Here is a 1,008-nt window from a genome sequence, read left to right as displayed (position 1 = left end):
TGGAAGGGGATCGAGATGGCACCTCATGGTGCCTGGTGGTCCCGTTGCTGGATGTTCGTGGCAGGGATCACCCATGGCTTGTTTGCCTCCGGTGGGCCGCTGCTGGTGTATGCCCTGAGTGGCCTGTCACTGGAAAAGAAAGCCTTCCGTGCCACCCTGATTCTGGTCTGGCTGTCGCTGAACAGCCTGCTCACCGTGGTGTTCCTGATCGACGGCACTTTGCTGCCGGCAGCCCCGCGTATCGGTTTGCTGGTACCTGTGGTTATCGCGGCCATCCTGTTGGGAGAGTGGTTGCATCACCGGGTGAATGAAGAGCGTTTCCGCCAGGCGGTGTTTATAGTGCTTTGGTGCACCGGGCTGATTCTTGCCTGGCCGGGGTGAGGTTTTAGCTACGAGCTACGAGCCTAGAAGCTAGAGGCTCGTAGCTGTCTCTTGGACGTGGTATTCATGTGATTCCTTGTTCGCAGGTATTCAGGAGCGCTCATGTCCACAGTGGAAATTCGCCCGGTTACTGGTATTGCCGTCGAGCCCTGGCTGGATGCACTGGCGCAATTGCGTATTGCGGTGTTTCGGGATTACCCCTATCTCTACGACGGGGATCTGGATTACGAGCGCCGTTACCTGGACCGCTATGCCCAGTCTGACCGTAGCGTGTTTGTGCTGGCGCTGGAATACAACCGGCTGGTTGGTGCGGCGACGGCGCTACCGCTACGTGAGGCGGATGAAGAGTTCCAGGTGCCGTTCCGGCAATTGGGTGCCGAGCTGGATTCGGTGTTCTATTTCGGAGAGTCGGTGCTGCTCAAGCCCTATCGGGGCGAAGGCGTGGGGCACCGCTTTTTTGATCTGCGCGAGCAATACGCGGCGGATTTCGGGTTTCGGCATACCGCCTTCTGTGCAGTGACGCGGGAGGAGGCACACCCTGCTCGCCCTGCGGATTACCAGCCGCTGGACAGGTTCTGGCGCGCGCGGGACTACTTCCCGCAGAACCAGCTTGTGGCCCATTTCGAC

At 59.5% G+C, this 1,008-nt stretch carries 2 protein-coding genes; both read left to right on the top strand.

The window, feature by feature from the left end:
* The coding region (locus A3754_RS02460) for a sulfite exporter TauE/SafE family protein (protein WP_156496703.1) at positions 1–381 on the top strand (381 nt) is incomplete at its 5' end.
* A 102-nt stretch (positions 382–483) separates the two neighbouring features.
* A partial coding sequence (locus tag A3754_RS02455; RefSeq protein ID WP_063518766.1) for a GNAT family N-acetyltransferase occupies positions 484–1,008 on the top strand: 525 nt, incomplete at its 3' end.

Source organism: Alcanivorax sp. HI0083 (assembly GCF_001635175.1).
This window is presented reverse-complemented; position numbering and strand designations above follow the sequence as displayed.